Genomic DNA, 21,084 nt, shown 5'->3' with positions numbered 1-21,084 from the left:
CAAAGCCCCAGCAAGCCATGCATCCGCCGCGCACCCTGCGCCCACCTATTCACTGAACCCATCACACCTTGACCGTTCTTGTTGAAAACACCGACACCGAAATGCCAAGACCCTGAAGCCTGTGCAGCATCAGGGCCTGTGTCCATCAGTTGAAATTCAAAAAAATATATTAACTTAATCAATTATCAAAATAAAGCCTTTGATTCCATGTATTCACTTTGGTTAACAAAGACTGAAATTTGGCCTGGGCCCAACCTTGACTGAAATCAATAAATTTCAATAGGTTATTTATGTATCATTTTATTTCACAACTCAATACACCAGCAAGATTGCGGTGTATGCGCATGGCGCCTGGCCTGTGAGAGCCTTTAGCAAGCGGCGTTCGGTCCCACAGGATGGATGCAGGGCCCGAGGAAACTGACATCGAACCAGCCAGCAAGCGTCTGGCCCTGTGTGCACTGACCTTCAAATACAGAAATTGGTAACGATTCCCTGCAAAATCCTTGGCTTTGCCGCCATGCTTTTACAATGCTCGGTTGGCTGTAGGCTTCCATGACACACAGCTATGCGGTCGGTGCCGACTGCCTTGTTTCACTTCCTATGAATACACCCATGCGACTGATCTCCAAAAGCATCACAGCTGCGCTGATATCTTGCGCCGTCTCCGCAGGTTGGGCTGCCAACACCATTGCGCCACAGAACGGAAACTGGATCATTGCCGACGAATTGGGCGGCAAGCCTGGCCGCGGCATGGGCATTGATGTCCAGGATGGCGTCTTTCTGATGCAGCTGTACAACTACAACAAGGACGGCAGCGCCACCTTCCATATGGCTACAGGCGCAGTGATTGACAACAAGGTGGACGCACCCCTCAAAAAGTACAAGGATGGACCTTACTTTGGCAGCGGCCGCCGTGATGGAGTGGAAGCTGAAAATGCCGGCAATGTGAAGATCGAATTCACCAGCCGTACTACCGCCACGATCCAGCTCCCTGGCGAAGAGCCCAAGTTGATGCACCGCTTCAACTACGAAAGCACGCCGGAAGACCAATGGTCCGACCCAGCCTTTGTCGAGCGTTGGGCCATGGTGGCGATGGATGCTGATGGCAAACCCACATCGACCTTCTTTGCCGATACCGCGATTGGCACGCAGATGGCCATGGTTCCGAACATGGCTGCCGGCTGGCCCTACAAATCCAGCAGCAAGTTCACGGTGCATACGCTGGACTTGGCCACGCCCAACAAGCATGGCTTCATGGAATGCGAGTACCTGGGCTCCAACATGGAATTCAGCTGCGTCGGCGAGCAAGTGGACACCAGCTCAGGCAGTTCTGTACGCAAGCCCATCAGCCTGGTCATGCAGCGCAGCATTGACGACCTGCAAGGCACCTTGACCCTGGATGGCAGCGACACCAAGGTGATGGGCGCCCGGGTGGAACAAACGGCGTACGCCATCGAAGAGAGCAAGGTCGTCACGCGCGCCTACTTCCGCCGCAATTCGCTGCCTGAAGCGGGAACCTGGATCATCAGCAATGAAGTCACCGGCAAGGCGGGCCGTGGTATTTCGCTGGATCTGCAAAAGCCGGTGGGCAGCAAGCACCTGCTGTTCATGCCCATCTACAACTACGACGAAAAGGGCAATGCCACTTTCCACATCGGCATGGCCACCCACAGCCCCAGCGCGGTCAATCCCTCCTTGCCTGCCATCCCCGTGATGAAGTACAAGGGCGGTCGCTACTTGGGAGGCCCTGCACAAGACGGTGTTGAAGATGTGTATGTCGGACCGGAGCAGATCACCTTCAATACCACAGCGACCGGCCTGATTCAATTCCCCAAGGAAGATCCTGTCAATTTCAAGCGTTTTTACTTCGGTATTGACCAAGACCGCATCGACAGCCTCGTCGGCACTTGGGCGCTGGTGCCGCATGCCGGCGCTGTCAAGCATCGCATTCTCAACCTGAAGAAAACCGCCAGCGGCGTAGTCGAAGACAAGGATGCCGGATACACCTGCACCGTGTCTTACTGGCTGGATCTGCGCTTTGTCTGCGAACCCAAGACGGTCACTGCTGACCAGCAGCGCATTCGCCTGGGTGCGGGTTTTTATGGTGCTGCCCGCGCTATTTTGGGCGACGGTGGCTCCCTCCCCGACAGCTCGCCCGAATTGACCGCTATCCGCATCACCGACGCCCAAGGCAATCTGGTACAAGGCGGCCCCCTCTACCCTGTGGACGACGAAGGCAACAACCCTGGCAACGGCGAGGCTGCTGCACCTACCGCCCAAATCGGCACGGTGACCGGCGCAGTCGAAGGCGGGACGGTGACCTTGGAAGGCAGCGGCAAAGCTGCGGCCGGTAAACGCCTGACCTACAAGTGGACGCTGAGCGCTGCCCCGGCAGGCAGCGAGGCCCAACTGAAGTCTGCCGACACCATCAGCCCCAGCTTTGTCGCCGACAAGGCTGGCAGCTATGTGATCACGCTTGTGGTCAATGATGGCAGCAAGGACAGTGCCGCAGCCAAAGTGACGGTAACCGTCATGCCCAAGGACGGTATTCGCCTGTTGCGTGACGATGACTCCGCCGCATCGGGCCAGGCGCTGAGCTGGCCATACACCGGCTCGTCAGAGATCAGCGCTAGCGTAGCTTGCGTCGGTGCTTGCGAGAACACCTACAAGATTGCCCAATACAAGCTCCAAGTCAATGGCGCCAACTACACGATTGCCGACCTCAAAGCGACCAACCTCACTTCGGGCTCCAGCGTCAAAGCGTCTTTTGAAGGTCTGGCTGATGGCCAAGTGGTCACTTCGGACAAGCCAGTATCCTTTGCGCTGCGCAGCGCCTATACCAATGGCAAGACGGTGAATCTGAAGTTCAGCTTCACGATCAAGGAAACCGGTGAGGCCTTCACCTACACCAGCACCTTCAAAACCAATTGAGGTCTGCTGGCGGGAAATCCATGGCACGGTGACATCCGCGCTTAGCCTCGCCAACACCCCTGCCTTCTGCCACGCGGCAGAAGGCTTTTTTTTGCCTGGCGTCTTCGCAACCGGGACAGCCCCCAGCACCTGTCCTAGCGCGGATGTGTTACACACCGCATACACCCCTGTATCTACGGGGCTTTCCAGCTGCTGCTGCGACTGCGAAGAGATACGCCCAATGCCGCCCTCAGCCCCCAGCCTGCCGACGCTTTCGCTTTCCTCAGTCATGCACCATACCGACACTTCCATACCTCTTAGCACGCCCGTCAACACAGTCTCCACCCCCTCTCCCCTGCCGCTGACGGGCCTTCGCGTGGTCGAATTCAGCCACATGGTGATGGGCCCGACCTGTGGACTGGTGCTCGCCGATCTGGGAGCCGAGGTCATCAAGGTGGAGCCGGTCGAGGGTGACCGCACCCGCCACCTGCTGGGCGCGGGAGCGGGCTTTTTCCCGATGTTCAACCGCAACAAGAAAAGCGTGGCCATCGACCTGCGCCAGGCCCAGGGGCTGGAGGCGGCAATCCGCCTGGCCAGCACGGCCGATATCGTGGTGCAGAACTTCAAGCCCGGCGTGATGCGCAAGTACGGACTCGATTACCGCGCGCTGTCGCAGCTCAACCCGCGCCTCATCTATGTGAACCACAGCGGCTTTCTCCCCGGGCCCTACGAGCACCGCACCGCGCTCGACGAGGTGGTGCAGATGATGGGCGGCCTGGCCTATATGACCGGCCGTCCCGGCGACCCCCTGCGCGCGGGCACCAGCGTCAACGACATCATGGGCGGCATGTTCGGGGCCATCGGCGCGATGGCCGCGCTGATGCAGCTGGCGCAAACGGGACGTGGCCAGGAGATCGACTCAGCGCTGTTCGAAAACAATGTGTTCCTGGTGGGCCAGCACATGATGCAGTTCGCCGTGACCGGTGAGGCGGCCGAGCCCATGCCCAACCGCATCTCGGCCTGGTCGGTGTATGACGTGTTCACCGTGCAGGATGGCGCCCAGATCTTTCTGGCTGCAGTCAGTGATGCGCAGTGGGCCACCATGTGCAGCGCGTTTGGCTGGGGCGATCTGTTGGCCAACCCCAGCTACACCAGCAACAACGACCGGGTGCGCCTGCGCCCCCAGTTGCTGCCTGAGCTGCGCCAGCGCTTTGCCACGATGAGCGCCGCGCACATTGGCCAGGTCTTTGAGGCCAACGGCCTGCCCTATGCCCCGATCAGCAAGCCCGAAGAGCTGCTGGACGACCCACACCTGCTGGCCAGCGGCGGCCTCGCCCCCGTTCGCCTGAGCGATGGCGAACGCGCGGGGCAGATGGCCCCCACCACCTTGCTGCCGCTGCGCATGGCCGGTGAGCGCCTGGGCGTGCGCATGGACCCGCCGCAGCTGGGCCAGCACACGCAGGAGCTGCTGCGCAGCCTGGGCTATGGCGATGACAGCATTGCCGCGTTGCGGGACAGCCAGGCGATTGCCGGTTAGACGCAGGTGCGGCAAGCCAAATGTGAATATCGATGAACCAGGGCGATTGCGGCAGCCCGTCCTACAAGGCTCCGGCCTGCCGCCGCCTACGCTGTGGCTCTTTGTCGCGGCACTTGGGGATAAGCTTGGTCTCCGATACGGCATGTGGGGGCTGCTGAAACTTGCAGCCCGCCTGGCACTCCAAGCCCGGTGACCTGGGCCCCGCTCTTTTGGCGGCATGCCCTTCGCGACTGTTTTGAACCAGGAGAATCTGATGAAAAAAATGCGCATGCTGGCAACCGCCGCCTTGATCGCCGCCACCCCTTTTGTAGCTTCCACTGCCATGGCCCAAAACCCTGCTCCTGCCGCTTCCAACATCGACAAACGCCCCAGCCTGAACCTGGATGCCGAAGCGACCACCCGCGTGCCGGAAGACACCGCCTGGGCCCAGTTCAGCGTCGAGAAGGAATCCAAGGACCAGGCCCAGGCCCAGCAGCTGGGCAAGACCGCGCTGGCCGATGTGCTGGCCACCGCCAAGAAGTCCCAGACCCTGCAGGTCACGACCGAGAACCTGTTCACCAGCCCCGTCTACAACAAGGATGGCAAGGTCACCAGCTGGCGCACCCAGTTCAATGTGCAGCTGGAGTCGACGGACACGGCCGTGCTCGGCCAGACGATGGCCGCGTTGATGGACAAGGCCCGCCTGACCGGCTCGGGCTTTCGCCTGTCCGATGCCGCTCGCAACAAGGCGCAGGACCAGCTGATCGCCGAAGCTGTCAAGAACTTCAACGCCAAGGCCAAGGTCACCGCCAATGCCATGGGCTATGCGCAGTACGAGTACGACACCATCCACCTGAACCAAAGTGGTACCAGCCAGCCGATGCCACGCATGGGCCGGGGCGTGGCCATGATGAGCAAGATGGAAGACAGCAGCGCCCCCGTGGGCCTGGAGCCGGGCTACACCACGGTGTCGGTCAGCATGTCGGGCGCCGTGCGTTTGATCAAGTAAGCCGCGCTTGCTGAGCTTGGTGGGCCCGTCCATCAGCGCTTAGCCCGCCGCAGAGCCAGGTAATGCCGCGCATTACCTGGCTTTTTTGTATCCCTTCACAAAAAGTGATTAACCACTTACCACCATCAACCACTCCCACACGGCGTAAACATTTGTAGCAATATGGGCACCGTAGCCATCCCGGCTAGCAGGAGTGAAGCATGTCCTCTACGGTTCGCCCTTGGCTGCAGCGCAGCCCCCTGTTTCGCTCTGCGGTGCTGGCCGGCACGATCGCCTTGGCGTCCATCCCAGCGGCGCAGGCCGCCAGCGATTTCACGCCGCTACCGGGAACCTGGATCGTCAGCGCCGAGCAAGATGGCAAGCCTGGCCGGGGCATGGCCATCGATGTGCAAGATGGCGTGCTGGTCATGCAGGTCTACAACTACCGGGCCAATGGCACGGCCACCTTCCACCTGGCCGTCGGCAACATAGACGGCAACCAGGTGGCGGCCCCACTCAAAAGCTACCGGGGCGGGCGCTATTTCGGCAGCGGGCCGCTGTCAGGTGTGGAGGATGGCGATGCGGGCGAGGTGCGCATCGAGTTCACCAGCGCCACGCAAGCCCAGCTGCGCTTCCCCGGCGAGCCCACGGTAGCGATCCAGCGCTTTCGGTTTGAGAACACCCCGGCTTCTGCGCTGCCCTCCGCGTACTGGCTCATGTCCATGCAAGACAGCAGCGGCAAGGCGGTGTATTCGGCCATTGCGCTCAGCGGGCTGGACACCAGCACCGGCCCCGCGATGGCCATGGCGCTGCCCAATGGCACCCAGATCCAGGTCTCCTGCAGCTACAGCGCCACCTTGCAAGGCTTTAACTGCAGCAATGGCAGTGCCACGCCCGCCGTCAGGCTGCAGTTCCAGACGGTGCTGCACCAGTTGAGCGGCTCGGCGCAGTTGGACGGCAGCAGCTACCAGTTGGTGGGCCAGCGCATGCTTAGCCCGGATGGCTATGACTCGCTGGTGTTCAGCGACACCACGCCGGTCCCCGCCAGCGGCACCTGGATCGTGACAGGCGAGAAAAATGGCCAGCCCGGGCGCGGCATGGCCATCGATGTGCAGACCGGCACGCTGGTCATGCAGGTCTACAACTACCAGTCCGATGGCAATGCCACCTTCCACCTGGGTGTCGGCGCCTTTGCCAGTGGCCAGGCCAGCGCCCCACTCAAGAGTTACCAGGGCGGCCGCTACTTTGGCAGCGGCCCGCTCAGTGGCACTGAGGCCTCCACGGCCGGCGAGGTGTTCCTGGATTTCAGCTCGCCCACACGCGGCCATATCCGCTTTCCGGGTGAAGGAGCCGTCGCCATCGAGCGCTTCCAGTTTGCGCCCGTCGCGCCAGACCCGGCCAGCCTGCTGGGCCACTGGACCTTCCACGACACGACGAACAAGGAAACCGCCCATGTGGCGCTGACCCAGGTCGATGGCACTGCCGCCACCACGGCCGGCGGCGGCGTGCGCTGCAGTTTTCTGAACCCCTCGACCGGCCAGGTGCGCTGCGTGGAGACCTTCACGATCTCCGGCCGGGGCAGTGTCTACCTCAAGGACTACCGCTTTGTGCTGCAGGCCGATACGGGATCGGGCAAGGCCTTGCAGGCCGGTGAGCTGGCGCGCAGCGATGTGCTGCCCGATGACAGCAGCACGCAGAAAAACTCCTTGCTGGCGCTGCGCACGATGGACCGCCGGGGCATGAAGTTGGGTCTGGGTACGTCCTTCTAGCGCAGGCGCGCGGGGCGCTTCGGTCAGTGCAGCCGCGCCAGGATCAGCACCACGCCGGCCACGGTCAGCAGCGCGCCGGCCATGGCCCCCAAGGTGGGCGGCACCTTGGTCTTCCACCACAACAGCGGCAGCAGCAGGATGGGCGAGACAGAGGACAGCATGCCCACCAGCCCGGCGCTGCCGTACTTGAGGGCGGCGAGGATCAAGGTCATGCCCATGGCCATCGACAAAAAGGCGCTGCCCGCCAGCAATTGCCAGTCGCGCGGCGCCATCACGGCAGTCAGGCGCGCCGGCTTCCAACCCACGAGCAGCAGCAGCGCATGAAAGCCAAAGCCGGCCGCCATGCGCACGGCCGATGCGGCCACCGGGTCCACATCGGGGCCCATCACCGGCTTGACCACCAAGGTGCCCAGCGCCTGGCCCAGGGCTGCGATCAGCCCCAGGCCCACGCCCACCGCCAGCCGGCCGCGCGTGGCCTCCAGGCTCGATGCGCTACCGGCGCGCTTGCCAAAGGCAATGGCGCACATCACGCCACTCAGCACCAGCGCGCAGCCCAGCATGGCCACCGCGCCCATGCGCTCGCCCAAAAAGAGCGCCGCCAACACGGCCGACATCATCGAATGGGTGGCAAACAAAATGCCCGAGCGGCGCGGGCCCAGCCGGTTCATGCAGGCAAACAGCACCGTGTCGCCAATGAAGATACCGATAAAGCCCGACAGCACCAGCACGCCCACCAGCGCCAAATTCAGGCTTCCCCAGGTGCCCGCCAAGCTGGCCCAGCCGCCCAGCATCACGGTGGCGAACACCATGCGCCAGCGGGTAAAGGCAAAGGCGCCCATCTTGCGTGCTACGGGGGCAGAGAACAGCGCGGCCAGCGCCCAGCAGGCGGCGGCCAGGACGGCCAGGGATTCAGGGGGAAAAGGAAAAGGCGACACGGCAGGCGGCAAAATGGGGCGCCGGCGGTGCAAGCTGTCTCGCACCATGCTGCGCAGCTGCTCCAACAGCGCTAGGATGCCCATCCAGACACCCCAGCCCCGGCACCCAGGTGCAAGGACGAGCGATTGTAGAGCCCAGCGATGGCCTTTGCGAGCGCGGCCAGTCGCCCGGGCGGCCAACATCCCTATTCACCAGGATTTCAGGACCAGCATGAGCAAGAAACTACGTATCGCGGTATTGGCGGGCGACGGCATTGGCAAGGAAGTGATGCCCGAAGGCATCCGCGTGCTGGAAGCCGCCGCCAAGCGCTTTGACCTGCCGCTGGAGATGCAGCACTTTGACTGGGCGCATTGCGACTACTTTGCCGCCCACGGCCAGATGATGCCCGACGACTGGAAAGCGCAGCTGCAAGGCTTTGACGCGATCCTGTTCGGCGCCGTCGGCTGGCCAGCAACCGTGCCCGACCATGTCTCGCTCTGGGGCTCGCTGCTCAAATTCCGCCGCGAGTTCGACCAGTACATCAACCTGCGCCCGGTGCGCCTGTTTGACGGCGTGCCCTGCCCGCTGGCTGGCCGCAAGCCCGGCGATATCGACTACTACGTGGTGCGCGAGAACACCGAGGGCGAGTACACCGCGCTGGGCGGCATCATGTTCGAAGGCACGGACCGCGAGATGGTGCTGCAAGAGGCCGTCTTCACCCGCAAGGGCGCTGACCGCCTGCTCAAGTTCGCCTTTGACCTGGCCCAAAGCCGCAGCAAAAAGCATGTGACGCTGGCCACCAAGTCCAACGGCATTGCGATCAGCATGCCCTGGTGGGACAAATGTGCCGAAGCCATGGCCCAGAACTACCCGGACGTGGTGCTGGACAAGCAGCACATCGACATCCTGACCGCCCGCTTTGTGCTGCAGCCCGGCCGCTTCGATGTGGTCGCTGCCACCAACCTGTTTGGCGACATCCTGAGCGACCTGGGCCCGGCCACCACCGGCACCATCGGCCTCGCGCCCTCTGCCAACCTGAATCCTGAGCGCAACTTCCCCTCGCTGTTCGAGCCGGTGCATGGCTCGGCGCCCGACATCTACGGCCAGAACATTGCCAACCCCATTGCGATGATCTGGTCGGTGGCGCTGATGCTCGACTTCCTGGGCAACGGCCAGGGCGCCTGGCGCAGCGCGCATGACGCCATCGTCGATGCGATCAGCCAGACCATTCTGAGCGGCCCGCGCACGCCCGACCTGGGCGGCCAGGCCAAGACCCCGGACGTGGGCAAGGCGATTGCACAAGTGCTGGCCTGAACGCCTGCCAGCCCAGGCGGCGCTCGCTGCGCTGGCCAGCGCCCTGCTGGCCTGGGCGCCGCTGGCGCATGCCCGGGGCTATACGCCCCAGGGCCGCTGCGGCGGCTATGACAGAGTCAGCATCGGCAGCCCGGCCGGCACCTGCGTAGCTCTGGTGGCTGATGAACGCGACGGCCTGCGCGCCCCGCGCCGGGTGCTGGAGATCAGCCCCGGGCGCCTGTGGATCATCGACATGGGCAGCTGGATGCCGCGCCAGGGCCGGCTGCTGGAGCTGCGCCTGCCTGCGCCCTCGGCCGCCGCCACACAGCGCCCCCAGGTCCAGGTCCTCGCCGACAAGCTCGACCGGCCCCTCGCCCTGGTACGCGGGCCCGATGCCCAGATCTACATCGGCGAGGCCGGCCGCATCTGGCGCACGCCGGTGCCGGCCGCCGGCCAACCGATCCAGGCGCAAAAGGTGCTGGACCAGCTGCCCGACGACGGCGCCCACCCGCTCAAGGAAATCACGTTCGGGCCTGATGGCAGCCTTTACGTCAACATCGGCTCGCTCACAGACCGCTGCCAGGACGCGCAAGGCGCCCTGCCCCATCCCTGCCCCGAGCGCGGGGCGATGCAGTTTCGGGGCGCCGTATGGCGTGCGGTTCTGCGCAGCCCTGCGCTGCAAGGACAAGCGCCGGTGCAGCAGTTCGCACCCTTTGCGCTGGGCCTGCGCAATTCCGTGGCCCTGGCCACCCTGCCCGACGGCCCCGCTGCTGGCAGCCTGTGGCAGGCCGAAAACAACATCGACTACCGCGACAAGAACGAGCCGCCCGAAGAGCTCAACGAGCTGCTGGAAGGCGCCGACTATGGCTGGCCTTACTGCATAGGCGCTCAGCGCCCGGCGCGCGGCTACGAGCAACGCGCGCGCTGCGCCGCCACCCAGGCGCCGCATATGCGCTGGCCCGCCCATACCGCCCCGCTGCACCTGCTGGCCACCACGCAGGCCAGCCCCTTCCAAGGCCAGTTGCTGGCCGCCTGGCATGGGCCCCAAGGCCACCGCGTCGTGGGCTTTGCGCGCCAGAAAGACGGCAAACCCGGCGGCAAGCCCATCGAATGGCTGGGCCACTGGACGGCCGACGGCAAGACCCGGCCCCTGGGCCGCCCCACGGGCCTGGCACTGAACCATGCCGGCCAGCTGATGGTGGTGGAAGACTACAACCGCACTTTGTTGATGCTGCTGCCCGATACGGCAGGCGCCCCCGCCGCACAGCGCTGACCCGCGCGCTGGCCCGCCTGCCGCCAGCGCGACATCCAGCCGCGCGCCCCGCTTGCCTCTGTTGCGCCCCGGCCTATCATCGGCCCTACTACATCCTTGTTGCGCAGGCCCCTTGACGGGCGCCTCGCGGCCCCCGCGACATGACAGCGCTCAATACCTCCCTGCCTCCAGGCCCCACCCCACCGTCCGGCCTGTATTTCGGCTGGGTGATCGTCGCCGCGTCCACGGTGCTCACCTTGCTCACCGTGGGCATGCGCATGGGGATCGGGCCCTTTATCGTGCCGCTGTCGCAGGACCTGGGGTTCAGCCGCAGCCTGCTGTCATCCATCGTTGCCTTTGGCATGCTGTGCTATGGCCTGGGCATGCCGCTGGCAGGCTGGCTGGTGGCGCGCCAGGGCACGCGGCGGGTGCTGCTGCTGGGCACCGTCATCGTGGTGCTGTCCTGCATCTGGGCGGTCAACGCCCGCACGGCCTGGCTGTTTTTCTGGTCCTATGGCGTGGCGCTGTCGCTGGGCCTGGCCTTCACCAGCCCGGTGGCAGTCACGCCGATGATCAGCAGCTGGTTCACACGCCAGCGCGGCATGGCGCTGTTCTTTCTGTCCACCGGCTCGATGGCCGGTATTGCGGTGATGACGCCGGTCTTCACTTTCACGATTGCGCGCTGGGGCTGGCAGCACACCCTGCTGGGCTTTGCGCTGGTGTTTGCGCTGATCGTCAGCGCCATGGCGCTGTGGGTGGTGCGCGATGACGCGCCCGAGCACACCGACCTGACCCCGGCCGAACAAGCTGCCCGCCAGGAGCGCCTGCGCGCGATGGCCGGCCAGCCCGCCGCGCCCACCTTGGGTTTTGCGCAGGCCGTGGCCACCGCGCCTTTCTGGCAGATCTTTCTGGGCCTGTTTGCCTGCGGCTTCAGCATGAACCTGCTGGGCACGCATGGCGTGCCCATGCTGATGGACCATGGCTTTGATGCCGGGAGCAGCGCCGGCGGCATTGGCCTCATTGGCCTGGTCGCCATCTTCAGCACCTTGGGTCTGGGCAAGCTGTCGGATATGGTGCCGCGCCGCTACATCCTGGCCGTCATCTACCTGGTGCGGGGCCTGGGCTTTGTCGGGCTGGTCGCCGTCATCCACCACTGGCAGCTCTATGCCGTGGCCGCCCTGGGCGGCATTGTCTGGGCCGGCTCGATTGCCGCGTCTTCGGCCATTTTGGGCGACCTCTACGGCATCAAGCTGGTGGGCATGCTCTACGGCTGCGCCTACCTGGGCCACCAGATTGGCGCGATGATCAGCAGCTGGCTGGGCGGCTGGGCCTACGAGCAGTTTGGCACCCACTGGATTGCCTTTGGCGCAGCAGCCATGCTGCTGGTGCTGGCCGCTGGCGTATCGCTGCTGCTGCCCACGCGGTTGGCAGCCAACGCGCGTTAAGGCTGTATCGGCCTCAGTCGATCTTCAGCTTGGTGGCCTGCGCCACATCGCCCCAGCGCTTGATCTCGCTGTGGAAAAAGCGCTGAAAGCTGGCGGGCGAATTGGGCGCCGGCGGCAGCATAAAGCCATTGCTCTGGTACTTGGCCCGCACATCGGGGTTGGCATTCAGCGCGCGGTTGATGGCCTTGTTGACGGTCTCCACCACCTGGGCCGGTGTACCGGCGGGCGCAAACACGCCAAACCAGGCGGCGACCTCAAAGCCGGGCACGCCGGACTCCGCCACGGTCGGGATATCCGACGCGAAACCCACGCGCTCTGCAGTCGTCACCGCCAGGCCCTTGAGCTTGCCGGCGCGGATCTGCGCGAGCAGCGGCGGCAGGTTGTCCATCATCGAATCCACCTGCCCGCCCAGCAGGTCCGACACCGCCGGGCCGCTGCCCCGGTAGGGCACATGCAGGATGCTGGTCCCCGTCTTGAGCTTGAACAGCTCGCAGCCCAGATGGGCCGAGGAGCCACTGCCGGGCGACGCGCAGGTCAGCTTGTCCGGGTGCTGCTTGCCATAGGCGATGTACTCGGCCACCGAGTTGACCGGCAGCTTGGCGCTCACGGCCAGAATATTGGGCACCACATTGAGCTGGGCCACCGGTACCAGGTCCTTGCCGGCATCAAAGGCCAGCTTGGTGTAGAGGCCCTGGTTAATCGCCGTGGAGATGGATCCCACAAACAAGGTATAGCCATCGGCTGGCGCACGCACCACATATTCGGCACCGATATTGCTGTTGGCGCCTGGGCGGTTTTCGACGATGAAGGACTGGCCCAGGTCCTTGCCCAGCGCGTCCGCCATCAGCCGCGCACCAATATCGGTGGCACCGCCGGGCGCATAGCCCACGACCAGTTTGACGGGCTTGCTGGGGTAGCCAGCAGTTTGTGCATGTGCTGCAGGCATCACGGCCCATGCAGCGGCCAGGGCCAGTACGGCCTTGCTTGGTTTCATCATTTTTGTCTCCTTGATGGCAAATGGGTGCAGCGCGTTTAACGCTGACTGGGGGGCAGCGAAAAATCGCCCTGAATGCGCAAATAGTCCGCTGTCAGCTCCTGCGGGCGGTTGACACCCAGCAGCGCCAGGTTGGTCATCAGCTCCTGGCGGAACAGCTGCACCGCGTGCGCAATGCCCGCCTCGCCGGCCACGGCCGCACCAAACAGCTGGGGCCGGCCGGTGAAGACCAGGTCAGCGCCCAGCGCGATGGCCTTGAGCACATCGCTGCCCCGGCGAAAGCCGCCGTCGATGAACACCGGGTAGCCGGCAGGCACGGCCTGCCGAATCTCGGGCAGCGCCTGCAAGGGGGAGATGCAGGCATCGAGCTGGCGCCCGCCATGGGTGGAGACGATGACCGCATCGGCGCCATGGGCCACGGCGAGCCTGGCGTCCTCCGGGTGCATGACACCCTTGAGCACCAGCTTGCCCTTCCAGGCTGCGCGTATCTGGTCTATGCAGTCCCAGTCGAGCTGGTCGCGCTCGCCCCGAAAGCCATGGGGCGGGTCGGCAGTGATGGCCGGCCCCGCCTCATGGGCCAGGTTGGCGAACCGGGGCACGCCCTGGCTGAGGACCGTGCGCAGGAACACATCGCAGCTCCAGCGCGGGTGGCGCAGTCCGTCGAGCAACAAGGTCCAGCTGGGGCGAAACGGCACGGTAAAGCGCAGGCGCTGCAGGTTCTCGCGGTTGGCGCCCACGCAGGTGTCGATGGTGACCACCAGCACGGGGATCTGGGCCTTTTCGAGGCGCTGCAGCAGCGGCAGGATGCGCGCCATATTGCCCGGCAGGTAGGCTTGGTACCAGCAGCGCTGGCCATGGGCGCTTTGCAGTTGCTCCAAGGGCACGGTCGATGCGCCGCTGATGATGAAGGGCAGCGCCTGTGCCTGCGCCACCTTGGCCAGCGCCGCGTCGCAGTCCTTCATCACGATGGCAGCAAAGCCGGTGGGCGCAAAGCCCATCGGCAGCGAATAGGTCTGGCCCCACAAGGTGGTGGCCGTGCTGCGCCGGGCCACATGGCGCAGGCCACGCGGCACAAAGCCCAGGCGCGAGAAGGCCTGCAGGCTTTGCTGCAGCGATACGCCGTCTTCCGTGCCGCCGCAGACATAGCCGCGCACGCAGGCAGGCAAGCGCCGGCGGGCAGCGCGTTCCAGATCGGCAATCGAGAGGTAGTGGTGCAGCGCGGCCATGTGCGCAGTCTCCGTCGTTGTTCTTGTTAAACCACGCATTGTTCGCAAGGCCGGGCTGCTGGGCAAACGAAATTAAATGATCGGGCTATTCCAAAATTTCATGCAGAGGGCGCGCTGGCATGCGCCTGCGCCTGCGCCAGCACCCAATCGACAAAATGGCGGATCTTGGGCAAGGCCGCGCAGTGGCTGGCGTGCGCCACATAGTAGGCGCCATCGCTGGGCTGCACAAAGGGCCAGGGCTGCACCAGGCTGCCCCGGGCCAGCGCCTGCTCGGCAAACATGCGCGGCATGATGGCCAAGCCAATGCCTTCTTGCGCGGCCTGCAGGCACATCGAGAAAGTGTCAAAGCGCGGGCCCCGGTAGGCATCGAACGGCACAAAGCCCTGGCTACCAAACCAGTCGCGCCAGATCTCGGGCCGAAAGGAGCACTGGATCAGCGGCAGCTGCTCCAGCTCAGCGAGCGACGCCAGGCCATTAACGGGCAGGATCTCTGGCGCACAAACGACTGCCACATCGGCCTCGAACAGGCGGTGGCAATCCGCACCCGGCAGGCTGCCTTCGCCATAGAACAGCGAGACGTCGATGCGCGCCTGCATCAGGTCAAAAGGCCGGGCATCGCCCTTGGTGACAACCTGGATATGCGGGTAGGCCTGCATGAATTGCCGCAGGCGCGGAATCAACCAGGTGATGCCAAAGGTGGGCTGCACGGCAATCGCCAGCGTTTCGTCCGCCTCGCCATAGCCCATCACATAGCGGGCCGAGGCATCGACCTGGTTCAGGATGCTGCGCACCTCGCCCAGGTACATGCGGCCGGCCGGCGTCAGTGCCAGCCCGCGCGCCGAGCGGTGGAACAGCGCCTGGCAGACGGTGGCTTCGAGCTGGGCGATCTGCTTGCTGATCGCGCTCTGGGTCAGACACAAATCCTGGGCCGCCAAGGTAAAGCTCATGTGGCGCGCCACGGCCTCAAAGCACTGCAGCGCCATCATCGACGGCATGACGCGTTTTTGCATCTCAGGCCACTCCCTTGCGTGCGCGCTGCTGGCCCAGCTCCTGGTCAAGAATGCTGCCCAGGTGCTGGAGCAGCACACGGGCCTGGGCCTCAGGGCGGCGCTGGCTGACGAGGATCAGCGGCGCCACCAGACCGGGCGCAGCACTCAGCCGCCGGTAGGCCAGCCCGTCGCCGCGCAGCTGCTGCAGCGAGGCCGGCACAATGCTCAGACCCAGGCCTGCGGCCACCAGGCTCAGGGTGGCGGTCAGGCGCGGGGCCTCTTGCACCACCTGCGGATGAAAGCCCGCGCCCACGCAGGCGGCCACAATGCCATCGTGCAGGCCGGGGCCCGCAGGCCGCTTGTACAGCACCAGCGGCTGGCCCCGCAGCTGCGCCAGCGGCAAGGCGCGTTTGGACTGCATCAGCGCATGCCCGGCCGGCCCGGCCACCACCATCGGCTCACTGAGCAAAAGGCGGCTGCTGAGGCTGGGCTGCGCCTCCCAGGCCGAGCGCACCAGTGCCGCATGCAGGCGCTGCGCCAGCAGCGCCTCGAGCAGCTCGCCCGAGCCCGACTCCTCCAGGGTGACCTTCACGCGCGGCCACTGGGCCCTGAAAGCCCGCAGCACCTGTGCCACCAAGGGGTGGAGCGCTGCCGAGCTGGTAAAGCCAATGGCCACATGGCCGAGCCCGCCCTGGGCGGCATCCTGCACCAGGCCGGCCATGGCCGCCACCCGGGCCAGCACCATGCGCGCTTCCTGCACCAGCGCCAGGCCAGCCGCGGTGGGCCGCATGCCTCGGGGCAGCCGCTCCATCAACGGCGTGCCCATCTCCGCCTCCAACTGCTGCAGCAAGCGCGTCAGCGGCGGCTGCTGCATGCCCAGCTGCTGCGCAGCCCGGGTCAGGTTGCCACATTCGGCAATGCAGACCAGGGCCTTCAAATGTCTCAGCTCCATCCAGCAATACCTCAAAAGTATGGATAAGGTTTTTATAGCGTATTTGTCAGCATGGGTAAAGCGCACTACAGTGCCCAGCACCACACAAGGAGAACCCCATGACCTGGTCCGCCCAGCAATACAGCCAGTTTGAAGCCGAACGCACCCGTCCCGTGCGCGATCTGGTAGCCGCCATTCCGAACACCGAGGTGCAGACCGCGATCGACCTGGGCTGCGGCCCCGGCAACTCCACCGAGGTGCTGCAGGCGCGCTACCCCGAAGCGGCCGTGACCGGCCTGGACAATGACGAGGACATGCTGCGCGCCGCGCGCGAGCGCCTGCCGCAGACGCCGTTTGCGCTGGCCGACATTGGCCACTGGCAGGCAGCGCCGGCCGTCGATGTGATCCTGGCCAATGCCAGCCTGCAGTGGCTGCCCGACCATGCCCGCCTCTACCCGCAGTTGCTGCAGCAACTGCGCGCTGGCGGCAGCCTGGCGGTGCAGACGCCCGACAACCTGCAAGAGCCCGCCCATGTGCTGGCGCGCGAGGTGGCCGCGCAAGGCCCCTGGGCCTCGCGCATCGGTGCGGTGCGCCACCCGGACCGCCACAGCCTGGACTGGTACTACGCGCTGCTGCAGCCGCTGTGCCGCCGGGTCGATGCCTGGCGCACCACCTATATGCACCCGCTGGCCAACCACGAGGCGGTGGTGGAATGGTTCAAGGGCTCGGCGCTGCGCCCGTTCTTGGCGCAGCTCGATGCACCGGAGAAGACGCAGTTCCTGGCCGACTACCGGGCCGCCATCCGCCAGGCCTACCCGGCGCTGCCCAGCGGCACGGTGCTGCTGCCCTTCCCCCGGATCTTTATCGTCGCCACCCGCTAGGGATCCTCTGCACACAACTCCCTGCCGTGGTCTGAACGCGGTCTCGGGCGATCCGCTGCGTTGTCTTCCTTGTCAATAGCTACGGCTCGACTGCAAAAGACGCCTTGCGTCTCATCCCGATCCACGTCCATCCCATTGGGCGAGGGTCATGCAGAGGACCCCTGTCCACGTCTTGGCCATCAAGCCTTGGGCAACTGCGGCGGCGTGACCAGGTCGTCCAGACTCAAGCCCTTTTCGCGCAGCAGCGCTTCGAGCAGGGGCTTGAGTTGGCCCAGGCTCTCGTCCACCGCTTCGCGAACGGTGTCGACGACGACCTGGGTGCTGCGCTCGATCTCGATGTTCAGGCGGTCACCAGCGCGCTTGTCGCCAAACACGGTCATGCGCAAGGTCTCGGGAATCAGCCAGACCTCGAACCAGCCTTCCTGGCGATTCACCTCAGCAACGGTCAGGCTGGCGCCATTGATGGCGATATAGCCCTTGGCAAACACATAGCGGCGAAAAGCCTCGGGTACCGCCACGCGCATCACATGGTTGTTGTCGAACTGGCGCACCTGCGCCAGGGTGCCGGTAAAGTCCACATGGCCCGACAGCGGGTGGCCGCCAATCTCGGCGCCATCCTTGGCTGCGCGCTCCACATTCACCGGCGAGCCCAGTTCCAGCGCGCCCAAGGTGGTGATGTTCAGGCTTTGCTGCATCACATCAAAGCGGGCATGGCTGGCGTCCAGCAGCTCGGTCACCGTGAGGCACACGCCGTCGTGCGAGACACTCGCTCCTATCGCCAGGTCTTCACAAAAGCCCTTGGGAAAGGCCACGGTAAAGCTCCGCAGCCCCGGTTGGTCGTCGATCGCGCTGATGCGCGCCACTGCCTGAATAATGCCGGTAAACACAGCCCACTCCTTACGGCGCTGGCCAGCCTTAGCCAGCTGCTCACTCAAAAAACAAAACCCGCCCGCCGCCCCTGGATTGGATGGCTCTGAGCGGGCTGGAAGCTATTGAAAGGCGCGGGATCAGGACCCTGCCACCTTCATGCGGTTGACCAAGATGCTGCCCAAGGTCTTGGAGCCGGCGTTGTACTCGTCGGCACCCACGGCCTCGATGCCCTTGAACATGTCCTTGAGGTTGCCGGCAATCGTGATCTCCTCGACCGGGAAGGCGATCTGGCCGTTTTCGACCCAGAAGCCGCTGGCGCCGCGCGAGTAGTCGCCGGTGACCGGGTTCACGCCCTGGCCCATCAGCTCGATCACAAACAGGCCCGTGCCCAGCTTTTGCAGCATGGCATTGAGGTCGTCCGAAGGGCGCGTCTTGGTCGAGTAGAAATGCAGGTTGTGGGCACCGCCGGCATTGCCGGTGGTGCGCATGCTCAGCTTGCGGGCCGAATAGGTGGACAGGAAATAACCGGCCACCTTGCCGTCCTCGATCACCGAGCGCTTGGCCACGCGCACGCCTTCGTCGTCATAAGGCGCGCTGCCCTTGCCGCCGATGATGAACGGGTCTTCGATCAGCTGGATGTGCTTGGGGAACACCTTCTTGCCCAGCGAATGCAGCAAGAAGGAGCTGCGGCGGTAGAGCGCGCCACCGCTGATGGCCTGCACCAGCGAGCCCACCAGGCCGGCAGCCAGCGGTGCATCGAACAGCACCGGGCATTCGGTGGTGGCAATCTTGCGTGCGCCCAGGCGCGACAGCGCCCGTTCGGCAGCGTAGCGGCCCACGACGGCCGGATCGGCCAGGTCGCCCGCACGGCGCATGCTGCTGTACCAGGCATCGCGCTGCATGTCAGCACCCTTGCCGGCAATCGGCGCGACCGACAGGCTGTGGCGCGAGCTGGCATAGCCGCCGGCAAAACCATTGGTATGGGCGCTGTAGAAATGGCTTTGCTGGGCCGAGACACCGGCGCCTTCGCTGTTGGTGATGCGCTTGTCGGTGGCAAAGGCCGCTGCCTCGCATTGCAGCGCCAATTGGGCCGCCGCTTCGCTGTCAATGGCCCAAGGATGGAATAGCTCGAGCGCACGGTGCTCGGCTGCTGGCACAATGTCGGCTGCGTCGGGCAGACCTGCGATAGGGTCCTCGGCGGTGAAGCGTGCAATGTCATAGGCCGCCTGCACGGTGCGCTGCACTGCTTGGGCAGAGAAATCAGACGTGCTGGCGTTGCCACGGCGTTTGCCCAGATAGACCGTCACCCCCAGTGATTTGTCCCGGTTGCGCTCCACCGTCTCCAGCTCGCCTTTGCGCACACTCACCGACAGACCGGAGCCTTCGGAGGCGTCGGCCCCGGCGTCGCTGGCCCCCAGTTTTTTGGCATGCGAGAGCGCCTGCTCGACGAGATCTTTGAAAAATGCGCGGCTGTAGCTGAAGCCGGACTCAGCCTTGGCATCGCCTTGGCTGTTAGAGCTGGATACGGATTTATTCATACTGCCCGCTATGATACTGATAACCGCCATCGCCCAGGCACTGCGCCGGGCGATGGCCTTTTGAACAAAAGCATTTAACCATGTCACGCAAACCCAAAAAAGGCTATTTCGTTCGCGGCAAGTTCGTGGCCGAAGGCAGCGAGCTCGATATCGAACTCAAGGCCGAGCTCAAAGGCACGACCGAGTCGAGCAAATCCGACCTGAAAAAGGAGATGGATGAGCTGCAAGACCTGGGCAAAGAGCTGCTGACCTTGCGCAGCGATCTCTTCAAGCGCCTGGATTTGCCCGAGATTCTGGCCAACGCGTTGGCCGAAGCCAAGCGCATCACCAATTTCGAGGGCAAGCGCCGCCAGATGCAGTACATCGGCAAGCTGATGCGCAAGCTCGAAGACAGCGAAGTTGCCGCCATCAATGCCGCACTGTCCGAGCAAAAGGAAGGCTCCAGCCTGGAAAAGGCTCTGCTGCATGCGGCCGAGCAGTGGCGCGACCGCATGATCGTCAGCGACGATGCCGTCGCCCAGTGGATCAACGAGGCTCCCGATACCGACATTCAGCAGCTGCGCTCGCTGGTGCGCCAGGCCCGCAAGGACATGCCCGGCGCCCATGAGGCCAATGTGCAGGAATCGACCGGCCAGGCGCCCCGCAAGGGCCGCGCCTACCGTGAGCTGTTCCAGCTGGTGCGCGACCATGTGATGGCCGCCCACAGCGCCAGCCGCAGCAGCGCCGATGCGCCCGAAGACGGCGATGACGACGATGACCAGGCCTGATGGCAGCGCAAGGGATAAGGCCATGAGCAACACCTACGACAGCGTCAAGATTGGCCTGGTCTCCATCAGCGACCGCGCCAGCACCGGCGTTTACGAAGACAAGGGCCTTCCTGCGCTGCAGGACTGGCTGGGCCGCGCGCTGCGCAACCCGCTGCAGTACGAGACCCGCCTGATTGCCGACGAAGAGGCACTGATCAGCCAGACCCTCATCGAGCTGGTGGACGCGGGCTGCGCGCTGGTGCTGACCACCGGCGGCACCGGCCCCGCGCCGCGCGATGTGACGCCCGAAGCGACCCTGGCCGTGGCCGACAAGGTGATGCCCGGCTTTGGCGAGCAAATGCGCCAGATCAGCCTGCAGTTTGTGCCCACCGCGATTTTGTCGCGCCAGGTGGCCGTCATCCGGGGCAGCAGCCTGGTCATCAACCTGCCCGGCCAGCCCAAGGCGATTGCCCAGACCTTGGAGGGGCTCAAGGACGCCGATGGCCAGCAGCAGGTGCCCGGCATCTTTGCTGCCGTGCCCTACTGCGTGGACCTGATTGGCGGCCCCTATCTGCAGACCGATGAAGCGGTCTGCAAGGCATTTCGCCCCAAGGGCGCCGAGCGCCCCAGCGCGGGCTAAACGCTCAACAACGCCGATACCCCGCCCAGAGCGCGAAATGTGTACACAGTTTCGCGCTCTTTGCATTGCAGCCGGCCAATGTCCCAGCTCTTTGCGGCGGCGCCGCCAGCTGGCACAGGCTGCGGCATTTTTTGGTTAAATGCTTGCTTGCCACTTTGCCGCTCCCCTCTTCTGAGAGGCG

At 64.6% G+C, this 21,084-nt stretch carries 17 protein-coding genes; 10 read left to right on the top strand and 7 right to left on the bottom strand.

What is annotated here, in order from left to right:
• The first annotated feature begins 612 nt into the window (after positions 1-612).
• The 4 genes from DCO45_RS11400 (at position 613) to DCO45_RS11385 (ending at position 7,183) form a co-directional block, all read left to right on the top strand.
• On the top strand, positions 613-2,931 hold the full coding sequence (locus DCO45_RS11400) for a hypothetical protein (protein ID WP_116925935.1): 2,319 nt from the start codon (positions 613-615) through the stop codon (positions 2,929-2,931).
• A 268-nt stretch (positions 2,932-3,199) separates the two neighbouring features.
• A complete protein-coding gene (locus tag DCO45_RS11395) occupies positions 3,200-4,447 on the top strand; it encodes a CaiB/BaiF CoA-transferase family protein (RefSeq protein ID WP_116925934.1) in 1,248 nt (415 codons plus the stop codon).
• A gap of 253 nt (positions 4,448-4,700) precedes the next feature.
• Positions 4,701-5,435 carry an SIMPL domain-containing protein gene (locus DCO45_RS11390; RefSeq protein WP_165841181.1) on the top strand — a complete coding sequence of 245 codons (735 nt, stop codon included), beginning with the start codon at positions 4,701-4,703 and terminating at the stop codon, positions 5,433-5,435.
• Positions 5,436-5,635: 200 nt separating this feature from the next.
• Positions 5,636-7,183, top strand: a complete 1,548-nt coding sequence (locus DCO45_RS11385; RefSeq protein ID WP_133248136.1) for a hypothetical protein — start codon at positions 5,636-5,638, stop codon at positions 7,181-7,183.
• A 23-nt stretch (positions 7,184-7,206) separates the two neighbouring features.
• Here DCO45_RS11385 and DCO45_RS11380 read toward each other — a convergent pair whose 3' ends face one another.
• Positions 7,207-8,118, bottom strand: coding sequence for a DMT family transporter (locus DCO45_RS11380; RefSeq protein ID WP_243419321.1), 912 nt, complete (start codon positions 8,116-8,118; stop codon positions 7,207-7,209).
• A 211-nt stretch (positions 8,119-8,329) separates the two neighbouring features.
• Here DCO45_RS11380 and DCO45_RS11375 point away from each other — a divergent pair, with 211 nt between their 5' ends.
• The 3 genes from DCO45_RS11375 (at position 8,330) to DCO45_RS11365 (ending at position 12,088) form a co-directional block, all read left to right on the top strand.
• The gene (locus DCO45_RS11375; RefSeq protein ID WP_116925931.1) at positions 8,330-9,412 is read left to right on the top strand and encodes a tartrate dehydrogenase; all 1,083 of its coding nucleotides are present in this window, start codon (positions 8,330-8,332) and stop codon (positions 9,410-9,412) included.
• Positions 9,393-10,664 (top strand): PQQ-dependent sugar dehydrogenase, encoded by a 1,272-nt coding sequence (locus DCO45_RS11370; RefSeq protein WP_243419320.1) that lies wholly within the window; start codon positions 9,393-9,395, stop codon positions 10,662-10,664. Before DCO45_RS11375 ends, DCO45_RS11370 begins: the two co-directional genes overlap by 20 nt.
• A gap of 140 nt (positions 10,665-10,804) precedes the next feature.
• Complete coding sequence (locus tag DCO45_RS11365; protein ID WP_116925930.1) at positions 10,805-12,088, top strand: MFS transporter; 1,284 nt, start codon at positions 10,805-10,807, stop codon at positions 12,086-12,088.
• A gap of 13 nt (positions 12,089-12,101) precedes the next feature.
• Here DCO45_RS11365 and DCO45_RS11360 read toward each other — a convergent pair whose 3' ends face one another.
• The 4 genes from DCO45_RS11360 to DCO45_RS11345 form a co-directional block, all read right to left on the bottom strand.
• A complete protein-coding gene (locus tag DCO45_RS11360) occupies positions 12,102-13,034 on the bottom strand; it encodes a tripartite tricarboxylate transporter substrate binding protein (RefSeq protein WP_243419325.1) in 933 nt (310 codons plus the stop codon).
• An 86-nt stretch (positions 13,035-13,120) separates the two neighbouring features.
• Positions 13,121-14,308, bottom strand: a complete 1,188-nt coding sequence (locus DCO45_RS11355) for an alpha-hydroxy acid oxidase (RefSeq protein WP_116925929.1) — start codon at positions 14,306-14,308, stop codon at positions 13,121-13,123.
• Between the two features lie 98 nt (positions 14,309-14,406).
• Positions 14,407-15,318 carry a LysR substrate-binding domain-containing protein gene (locus DCO45_RS11350; protein WP_116925928.1) on the bottom strand — a complete coding sequence of 304 codons (912 nt, stop codon included), beginning with the start codon at positions 15,316-15,318 and terminating at the stop codon, positions 14,407-14,409.
• Between the two features lies 1 nt (position 15,319).
• Complete coding sequence (locus tag DCO45_RS11345) at positions 15,320-16,249, bottom strand: LysR family transcriptional regulator (protein WP_116925927.1); 930 nt, start codon at positions 16,247-16,249, stop codon at positions 15,320-15,322.
• Between the two features lie 98 nt (positions 16,250-16,347).
• Between DCO45_RS11345 and tam the strand changes: the two genes are divergently transcribed.
• Entirely contained in the window at positions 16,348-17,109 is a 762-nt protein-coding gene (gene tam, locus DCO45_RS11340; protein ID WP_116925926.1) for a trans-aconitate 2-methyltransferase, read from the top strand.
• Positions 17,110-17,288: 179 nt separating this feature from the next.
• Here tam and DCO45_RS11335 read toward each other — a convergent pair whose 3' ends face one another.
• Together DCO45_RS11335 and pmbA are read right to left on the bottom strand one after the other, a co-directional pair.
• Positions 17,289-17,996, bottom strand: coding sequence for a riboflavin synthase subunit alpha (locus tag DCO45_RS11335; RefSeq protein WP_116926009.1), 708 nt, complete (start codon positions 17,994-17,996; stop codon positions 17,289-17,291).
• Between the two features lie 120 nt (positions 17,997-18,116).
• The gene (pmbA, locus tag DCO45_RS11330; protein WP_021028588.1) at positions 18,117-19,517 is read right to left on the bottom strand and encodes a metalloprotease PmbA; all 1,401 of its coding nucleotides are present in this window, start codon (positions 19,515-19,517) and stop codon (positions 18,117-18,119) included.
• 80 nt (positions 19,518-19,597) lie between these two features.
• Between pmbA and yjgA the strand changes: the two genes are divergently transcribed.
• Complete coding sequence (yjgA, locus tag DCO45_RS11325; protein ID WP_116925925.1) at positions 19,598-20,284, top strand: ribosome biogenesis factor YjgA; 687 nt, start codon at positions 19,598-19,600, stop codon at positions 20,282-20,284.
• A gap of 22 nt (positions 20,285-20,306) precedes the next feature.
• Positions 20,307-20,903 (top strand): molybdopterin adenylyltransferase, encoded by a 597-nt coding sequence (mog, locus tag DCO45_RS11320; RefSeq protein WP_116925924.1) that lies wholly within the window; start codon positions 20,307-20,309, stop codon positions 20,901-20,903.
• Positions 20,904-21,084: the final 181 nt, after the last annotated feature.

Origin of the sequence: Comamonas sp. JNW (genome assembly GCF_003105075.1) — a bacterium.
GTDB classification, from domain to species: Bacteria; Pseudomonadota; Gammaproteobacteria; order Burkholderiales; family Burkholderiaceae_C; genus Comamonas; species Comamonas squillarum.
This window is presented reverse-complemented; position numbering and strand designations above follow the sequence as displayed.

Coding starts and splice junctions, on each gene's coding strand:
- DCO45_RS11400 (WP_116925935.1), top strand. CDS start 613: ATGCGACTGATCTCCAAAAGCATCACAGCTGCGCTGATATCTTGCGCC.
- DCO45_RS11395 (WP_116925934.1), top strand. CDS start 3,200: ATGCACCATACCGACACTTCCATACCTCTTAGCACGCCCGTCAACACA.
- DCO45_RS11390 (WP_165841181.1), top strand. CDS start 4,701: ATGAAAAAAATGCGCATGCTGGCAACCGCCGCCTTGATCGCCGCCACC.
- DCO45_RS11385 (WP_133248136.1), top strand. CDS start 5,636: ATGTCCTCTACGGTTCGCCCTTGGCTGCAGCGCAGCCCCCTGTTTCGC.
- DCO45_RS11375 (WP_116925931.1), top strand. CDS start 8,330: ATGAGCAAGAAACTACGTATCGCGGTATTGGCGGGCGACGGCATTGGC.
- DCO45_RS11365 (WP_116925930.1), top strand. CDS start 10,805: ATGACAGCGCTCAATACCTCCCTGCCTCCAGGCCCCACCCCACCGTCC.
- DCO45_RS11360 (WP_243419325.1), bottom strand. CDS start 13,034: ATGCCTGCAGCACATGCACAAACTGCTGGCTACCCCAGCAAGCCCGTC.
- DCO45_RS11355 (WP_116925929.1), bottom strand. CDS start 14,308: ATGGCCGCGCTGCACCACTACCTCTCGATTGCCGATCTGGAACGCGCT.
- DCO45_RS11350 (WP_116925928.1), bottom strand. CDS start 15,318: ATGCAAAAACGCGTCATGCCGTCGATGATGGCGCTGCAGTGCTTTGAG.
- DCO45_RS11345 (WP_116925927.1), bottom strand. CDS start 16,249: ATGGAGCTGAGACATTTGAAGGCCCTGGTCTGCATTGCCGAATGTGGC.
- tam (WP_116925926.1), top strand. CDS start 16,348: ATGACCTGGTCCGCCCAGCAATACAGCCAGTTTGAAGCCGAACGCACC.
- pmbA (WP_021028588.1), bottom strand. CDS start 19,517: ATGAATAAATCCGTATCCAGCTCTAACAGCCAAGGCGATGCCAAGGCT.
- yjgA (WP_116925925.1), top strand. CDS start 19,598: ATGTCACGCAAACCCAAAAAAGGCTATTTCGTTCGCGGCAAGTTCGTG.
- mog (WP_116925924.1), top strand. CDS start 20,307: ATGAGCAACACCTACGACAGCGTCAAGATTGGCCTGGTCTCCATCAGC.